We start from the raw sequence: 7,132 nt of genomic DNA, 5'->3' as shown, positions 1-7,132 counted from the left end.
GCTCGTGGTGCTGGTCCGCCGGGACGGCCGGTTGGTCGGCGCGGGCGCCTTCGTACGCCGCGGCGGGCCGCTCGGCGGCCTGACCGGCCTCGGCGGCGGGCTGGTCGACTACACCGACGTCCTGCTCGACGACGAGTGCGCCGACCGGGCCGCCGCCGAGTTCGCCGCCGCGCTCCCGCTCACCCGCCCCTGGCACTGGCTGGAGCTGCGCGAGGTGCACCCCGAGGCGGCGGTGCACCGGGTGTACGGGCACTGGCGCGGCAGCCGCCGCCGCTACCAGGACTCGCTCTGCCAGTACCTGCCGGCCGTCCCGATGGACCGGCTGCTCAAGCGGGTGCCCGGCAAGACCGCCCAGCGCAGCCGGGTGAAGCTCCGCAAGATCGCCGAGGCCGGGGTGGAGGTCCGCTCGACCCCGGTGGCGGAGGTGCCGCAGGCGCTGGACGCGATGCTGCGGCTGCACTTCCTGCAGTGGCAGGCGCGCGGCGTCACGCCCGAGCACCGCACCGAGCGGTTCGCCCGGCACCTGGCCGAGTCCAGCACCGGACTGGTCGCCGCCGGCCGGGCCGCCGTCCACCAGTTCCACCTGGACGGCCAGCTGGTCGCGGTCAACCTGCTGCTGCTCTGCCCGTCCTTCGGCGGGCTGTACATGTACGGTGCGCACCCGGTGCTGCGCGAGCGGCTGGACATCGCCGGACTGCTGTTCAGCGCGGCGCTGGACGAGACGGTCGGCGCCGGCGTCCCGCTGCTCGGCCTGCTGCGCGGCCAGGAGCCGTACAAGCAGCGGTGGCGGCCGGACCAGCTGGCCAACCAGCGGCTGCTGCTCGGCCCGGCGGGGGCGGCACCGGCGGCCGCCGTCCGGGCCGGGGCGGTGCGCGCCCGGCAGGCGGCGGCGCACCAGCTGCGCACCCGCTTCCCCCGCCTCAAGGAGGCGCTGCTGGCCCGCCGCCGCAGCTGACCGCTCAGTGCCGGGCGTGCCGCGCGCCGCCCGTCGGCTTGTGCGTCGGCTTGGGGGCCGTCGGACGGGTCGACGGGCTCGCCGCCCGGCTCGGGGTGGCGCCACCCCCGGGCACGGCGGGGGCGGCGGGTACGGCGGGCGCGTCCGGCGGGTCCTCCGGAGCCGGTGCCGGGGCGGTGGGCGGCGCCGGCACCCCTTCCGGCACCGGGGCCCCCTTCGAACCGGACATCAGCTGCTTGAACGTCGTCGCCGAGCGGGGATTGCGGTCGCACTCGAAGAAGCCGTGCGGACAGTAGTCGGTGACGGTCTGGTAGGCGGTGTCGTGGGTGCGGATCCAGTCGACCATCCGGCGCACGTACTCGGGGTTGTCGCCGTTGCGGAACAGCCCCCACTCCGGGTACGAGACCGGCTTGCCGCGCTTGGCGGCGAACTCCACCTGGTCCTGGAGGCCGTACGGCTCGCGCACGTAGTCGTCGAAGGTGCCGCCGGCGGGCTGGTCGTAGCTGTCCATGCCGATGATGTCGACCACGTCGTCGCCTGGGTAGCACTTGGTCCACGGGACGGCGTCCAGGCCCCGGCTGGGGGCGAAGTCGAAGCGGAAGCGCTGGCCGGGCACCGAGCGCATCACCCCGACGATCCGCCGCCAGTACGCCTTCCACGCGGACGGGTCGGGCTTGCAGCGGTGGGTGTAGGTGGTGCCGTTCATCTCCCAGCCGAGCGTGAGCACGGTGTCCGCGCCGCCCAGCGCGACCAGCCGGCGCGCGAGCTTGAGGAAGTGCGCGTCGAAGTCCCCGCGCTCCCCCTGGGCGAGCAGCCTGGCGACCTCGCCGTCCGGCACGTTCGCCTCGTTGGGCACCAGCATCGGCACGCCGAGCACCAGCAGCCGGGACGGGTCGGCCTGCCGCCACTGCGACCAGAGGCCGAGCACCATCGCCTCGCCCTCGATGTCGCTCCAGTCGTTGCCCGCCAGATAGGTGTGGCCGACCTGCATGTTCGCGTCGCCGAGCCACTGCGCGTACTGGCGGATCTGCGGGATGTGGTTGTCCCAGGAGCCGACGAAGGCGCCGAACGGCGGCTCGTGGTTCGGCCGCTGGACCGGAGGGCGGGGGGCCGCGCCGCGCGGCTCGACGGCGTCCGAGGAGAGGGTGTGCCGTTCGGTCTGGCTGAACGGCGTCCCCGCCGGGACGCTGGCCGTGGCCATCAGCAGCAGGGTGGCGGCGGCCAGCGTCAGGCGGCCGATTCGCATGGTGCTCTCCTCCGGACGTCGCGTGGGCGGGGCGCACGGTCTCGGCGTGGACGGACCGTGACGCCCCGCTGGCCGACAGTAGGCCCGAAGGGGGACGAAAAAGCCGAATGTCACCCTAAAGTGGGCGCCATTCGAACGCCGTCTGCCGCAACGGCCGGTGGCCGGTGCTCAGGTATCAGATCTGTAACGGTCCGGCCGGGCCCGTCCGGCCCGCTCCGGCGGACCCGGCGGAGCGGCCACGGCCCCGACGGCGCAGGTGGGCGGGCGGGCGCGCGGGGAGGGCGCGCGGGGCCCGGCGGACGCCCGGCGGGGCCCGGCGGGGGCGGAACCGGGCTGACTCGCGTACCCGGTGAAAGGTACGCTCCGGCCGTGTCCTGGAAGCCTCTGCGTGTACTGACCCCCCGCTCGATCCTGCCTGCCTCGGCGGTGGTGCTGGTCCTTGCGGCCGGGGCGGCGGCGCACGCGAACAAGCCGGTGCCGTTCGGCGACCGGGTCGCGGGACCGGGCGACGCGGGGGCGACGCCGGTGAACTCCGAGTCGCTCGGCTCGGCCGACCTCGACCTGCGGGTGGGCCCGGGCCTGGAGGCCTTCCACCAGCAGACCGGCGAGCAGGCCTGGTCCTACCGCCGCGAGGGCGTCGAGGCGCTCTACCTGGCGATGGCCGGCGACAACGCGATCGTGGTCTGGGACGACGGCATGGTCACCTCGGTGCGCCCCGGCGACCACGAGGTGCGCTGGCACCGGGTGGTGCCCGGCCTGGCCGACTGGCTGCACGGCGACGGCGAGCCCGGCGCCGACAAGCGGACCGACGCCCAGCGCAAGGCGCTCGCCAAGCAGCGGGCCGCGGCCGCGCTGCACACCGTCCAGCGGGACGGCTCGCCCTGGCTGGCCCTGGTCACCCCGAACCTCACCATGGGCCTGCGCGACGCCGACGGCGACCTGCGCTACAACGACAAGCCCTCCGGCGGCTGCGTCTACGACCCGCTGCGCGCCGTCCACACCGACTACGCCGTGCTGATCCCGCGCACCTGCACCAACAGCGGCGGGCAGGCCGTCTCCGGCGGCATCACCGGCTACCGGCTGGACAGCAACGGCTGGTCGACGAGCACCGGCCCGACGGCCACGGTCAAGGTGCTGGACCGCAGCCGGGTGGAGATCACCGACGGCCCGGTCGTCCCGCCCCGGGTGTTCGACACCAAGGCGGCCGCGCCCGAGACGGCCTGCGGCAGCGTGGGGGCGCCGTTCGCGGCGGTCCGGCCGCAGGGCGGCTGCGCGGCGGACCCGGCCGCCGGCCAGGACCCGGCGGCGAACCTGGCCCCGGACGCTCCGGCGGCCGCCGGAGCCCCCGCGGGGGACCAGCCGACCGGGCAGCCCCAGTAGTCGGGACGGCCTCCGGTCGGTGGGCCGGCGGGCCGGTGGATACCCCTGGGCGGTACTTCCCCGGGGGCGGTACGGGGCCCGGTAGACTTGCCGTCATGGCTATCTTCTCCGGGCAATAGCGGGCGGCGGCGCCGCGAGGGCCGCGCCGACCGCCGATGAAGCCCCCCTCATGCCAACCCGGCCCCGGGTCCGTCGCACCCGGCCGCCCGCCCACGTCCCAGGAGTAGTCCCCAGCCATGATTTCCGCCAACGCCCTCGAACTGCGTGCCGGTGCCCGGATCCTGATCGAGTCCGCGAGCTTCAAGGTCGCCGCCGGTGACCGGATCGGCCTGGTCGGCCGCAACGGCGCCGGCAAGACGACGCTCACCAAGGTGCTGGCCGGCGAGGGCCTGCCGGCCGCCGGAACCGTCACCCGTTCGGGCGAGGTCGGCTACCTCCCGCAGGACCCGCGCACCGGCGACCTGGACGTCCTCGCCAAGGACCGCATCCTGTCCGCCCGCGGCCTCGACACCGTGCTGAAGAAGATGCGCGAGAACGAGGACCGGATGGCCAACGGCCAGGGCGCCACCCGGGACAACGCGATGAAGAAGTACGCCCGGCTGGAGACCGAGTTCCTCACCAAGGGCGGGTACGCCGCCGAGGCCGAGGCCGCCACCATCGCCGCCGCGCTGGGTCTGCCGGACCGCATCCTCGCCCAGCCGCTGCACACCCTCTCCGGTGGTCAGCGCCGCCGCGTCGAGCTCGCCCGGATCCTCTTCTCGGACTCCGACGTGCTGCTGCTCGACGAGCCCACCAACCACCTGGACGCGGACTCGATCGTCTGGCTGCGGGACTTCCTGAAGACCTACAAGGGCGGCTTCATCGTCATCTCGCACGACGTCGACCTGGTCGAGACGGTCGTCAACAAGGTCTTCTACCTGGACGCCAACCGCTCCGCCATCGACGTCTACAACATGGGCTGGAAGCAGTACCAGCAGCAGCGCGAGGACGACGAGAAGCGCCGCAAGCGCGAGCGGGCCAACGCCGAGAAGAAGGCCGCGACCCTGAACGCGCAGGCCGACAAGATGCGCGCCAAGGCGACCAAGACGGTGGCCGCGCAGAACATGGCCCGCCGCGCCGACAAGCTGCTCTCCGGCCTGGAGCAGGTCCGGGTGAACGACAAGGTCGCAAAGCTGCGCTTCCCCGACCCGGCCCCCTGCGGCAAGACCCCGCTGACCGCCAGCGGCCTGTCCAAGTCCTACGGCTCGCTGGAGATCTTCACCGACGTCGACCTGGCGATCGACCGGGGCTCCCGGGTCGTCGTGCTGGGCTTCAACGGCGCCGGCAAGACCACCCTGCTGCGGATGCTGGCCGGAGTGGAGGCGCCGGACACCGGCGAGGTGATCCCGGGCCACGGCCTGAAGATCGGCTACTACGCCCAGGAGCACGAGACGCTCGACCCGGACCGCAGCGTCCTGGAGAACATGCGCTCGGCCGCGCCGGACACCGACCTGGTGCAGATCCGCAAGATCCTCGGCTCCTTCCTGTTCTCCGGGGACGACGTGGACAAGCCGGCCGGGGTGCTCTCCGGTGGTGAGAAGACCCGTCTGGCGCTGGCCACCCTGGTGGTCTCCTCCGCCAACGTGCTGCTGCTCGACGAGCCCACCAACAACCTCGACCCGGCCAGCCGCGAGGAGATCCTGGGCGCGCTGCGCGAGTTCTCCGGCGCCGTCGTGCTGGTCACCCACGACGAGGGCGCGGTCGAGGCGCTCGACCCGGAGCGGATCATCCTGCTGCCGGACGGCGTGGAGGACCTGTGGAACCCGGGCTACGCCGATCTGGTCTCGCTGGCCTGACCGGAAGTAGACGCGAGATCCGCTTTTTGGATGAGAATATCTAGTCCTTTCGGCGTGTCCGGGAATGAAGTAGACCTGGATTCCGTTTAAGGACTTTCCGTCGGCCCGCCACTCGATCGTGGTCGGGCCGACGCTGCTGATCAGCTCTTTTTCGGCAAACAGCGGCATCAGTCCGGGGGCGCGCACTCTGTGTGAGCGCCCTGCTGCGCTCGGATCACCACCGGTGGACCACGCAATTCCGACATCGACCTTGTCGAATGGGTGGCCAGGACGCGGTGGATGGGTGATCATGGGAATCTGACCGAGCAACGCTACGAGGAGGCACGGGTGGCCGAGACTCTGAAAAAGGGCAGCCGGGTGACCGGTGCCGCGCGTGAGAAGCTCGCGGCCGATCTCAAGAAGAAGTACGACTCCGGGGCGAGCATTCGCGCTCTCGCGGAGGAGACCGGTCGTTCGTACGGCTTCGTGCACCGGATGCTGAGCGAATCCGGAGTCATTCTCCGGGGCCGCGGCGGTGCCACGCGGGGCAAGAACAAAGCGACTGCCGGGGCCAGTTCCTGACGGTTCGTCAGCCATTGGCTGGATGACGCGGCGGCAGGACGCCGACCGAGGAGACGACGGTTGACCATTCAGCCGGGCGTCCGCCCTCGGGTCGTGTGGACCGGCCGCCGATCGTCATGTCCGGGGTGTCGTCCGTCCCCCGTTTTCCGAAGTCCGTTCATTTCTCCCGGGACCGTCTCCTTCGTTCCCCCGCCGAGTGCCCCGGGCCCCGTCGATCCTTCCCGGTCGGGGCCCCTGCCCTTGCGCGTCGAGGTTTGTTACTCTCCGGTAGCCACGTCCCTCGCCACCGGAGGTTCCCCGCATGACCGCTCCCGCCACCGACCCGCAGGCCCCGAGCTGGGAGCGGGACGGCGTCCGCCTGGAGATCGACGGTGAACTCGCCGTCGTGACCCTGTGCCGACCCAAGCGGCGCAACGCCCAGTCGCCCGCGCTCTGGCGCGCCCTCGCCGCCGCCGGGTGCGACCTTCCCGGCAGCGTCCGGGTGGTGCTGCTGCGCGCGGAGGGGGTCTCCTTCTCCGCCGGGCTGGACCGGGCCATGTTCACCCCCGAGGGCATCCCGGGCGAGCCCACCTTCCTCCAGCTCGCCGCCTCCTCCGATCAGGAGCTGGACGCCGCCATCGCCTCGTACCAGGAGGCCTTCACCTGGTGGCGCCGTCCGGACCTGGTCTCCATCGCGGCGGTCCAGGGCCACGCCGTCGGCGCGGGCTTCCAGCTGGCCCTCGGCTGCGACCTGCGGGTGGTCGCCGAGGATGTCCAGTTCGCGATGAAGGAGACCTCGCTGGGCCTCGTCCCGGACCTGGCCGGCACCAAGCCGCTCACCGAACTCGTCGGCTACGCGCGGGCGCTGGAGATCTGCGCGACCGGCCGCTGGGTGGGGGCCGAGGAGGCCGCCGCGATCGGACTGGCCAACCTGGTGGTGCCGGGCGAGGAGCTGGACGCCGCCGCCCGGGACCTCGCGGCGGCGCTGCTGGCCGCTCCGCGCGGCGCGGTGATCGAGACCAAGGCGCTGCTGCAGGGCGCCGCCGGGCGCTCCTTCGACGAGCAGCGTTCGGCCGAACGGGCGGCGCAGGCCCGTCGGCTGCGGGAGCTCGCCGGGATCGGCGACTGACCGCACGGTGATGACGCGGGGCCCGGCCCGGGGAGATTCCCCCGGGC

Annotated in this window: 6 protein-coding genes; 5 read left to right on the top strand and 1 reads right to left on the bottom strand. The window is 73.1% G+C overall.

Going from position 1 to position 7,132, the window contains the following annotated elements; all coding sequences use genetic code 11:
• The coding region (locus ACFU7Z_RS33115; RefSeq protein ID WP_380781588.1) for a GNAT family N-acetyltransferase at window positions 1-955 on the top strand (955 nt) is incomplete at its 5' end.
• Window positions 956-959: 4 nt separating this feature from the next.
• Here ACFU7Z_RS33115 and ACFU7Z_RS33110 read toward each other — a convergent pair.
• Window positions 960-2,201 carry a glycoside hydrolase family 26 protein gene (locus ACFU7Z_RS33110; RefSeq protein WP_074001611.1) on the bottom strand — a complete coding sequence of 414 codons (1,242 nt, stop codon included), beginning with the start codon at window positions 2,199-2,201 and terminating at the stop codon, window positions 960-962.
• Between the two features lie 369 nt (window positions 2,202-2,570).
• On the opposite strand from ACFU7Z_RS33110, the gene ACFU7Z_RS33105 reads away from it, so the two are divergent.
• The 4 genes from ACFU7Z_RS33105 to ACFU7Z_RS33090 all read left to right on the top strand — a co-directional run bounded on the left by ACFU7Z_RS33105 (window position 2,571) and on the right by ACFU7Z_RS33090 (window position 7,085).
• On the top strand, window positions 2,571-3,581 hold the full coding sequence (locus ACFU7Z_RS33105) for a hypothetical protein (protein WP_380781586.1): 1,011 nt from the start codon (window positions 2,571-2,573) through the stop codon (window positions 3,579-3,581).
• 236 nt (window positions 3,582-3,817) lie between these two features.
• Complete coding sequence (locus tag ACFU7Z_RS33100) at window positions 3,818-5,416, top strand: ABC-F family ATP-binding cassette domain-containing protein (protein ID WP_049658446.1); 1,599 nt, start codon at window positions 3,818-3,820, stop codon at window positions 5,414-5,416.
• 327 nt (window positions 5,417-5,743) lie between these two features.
• Complete coding sequence (locus ACFU7Z_RS33095; RefSeq protein WP_049658450.1) at window positions 5,744-5,977, top strand: helix-turn-helix domain-containing protein; 234 nt, start codon at window positions 5,744-5,746, stop codon at window positions 5,975-5,977.
• A gap of 301 nt (window positions 5,978-6,278) precedes the next feature.
• A complete protein-coding gene (locus tag ACFU7Z_RS33090; protein ID WP_380781584.1) occupies window positions 6,279-7,085 on the top strand; it encodes an enoyl-CoA hydratase/isomerase family protein in 807 nt (268 codons plus the stop codon).
• Window positions 7,086-7,132: the final 47 nt, after the last annotated feature.

This window comes from Kitasatospora sp. NPDC057518 (genome assembly GCF_042802075.1).
Taxonomy (GTDB): domain Bacteria; phylum Actinomycetota; class Actinomycetes; order Streptomycetales; family Streptomycetaceae; genus Kitasatospora.
Note: the sequence above shows the minus strand (reverse complement) of the source record. Positions and strands in the feature narration are given on the sequence as shown.

Bases quoted from the DNA above. Each gene is read 5' to 3' on its own strand.
- ACFU7Z_RS33110 (WP_074001611.1), bottom strand. From the start codon at position 2,201: ATGCGAATCGGCCGCCTGACGCTGGCCGCCGCCACCCTGCTGCTGATG.
- ACFU7Z_RS33100 (WP_049658446.1), top strand. From the start codon at position 3,818: ATGATTTCCGCCAACGCCCTCGAACTGCGTGCCGGTGCCCGGATCCTG.
- ACFU7Z_RS33090 (WP_380781584.1), top strand. From the start codon at position 6,279: ATGACCGCTCCCGCCACCGACCCGCAGGCCCCGAGCTGGGAGCGGGAC.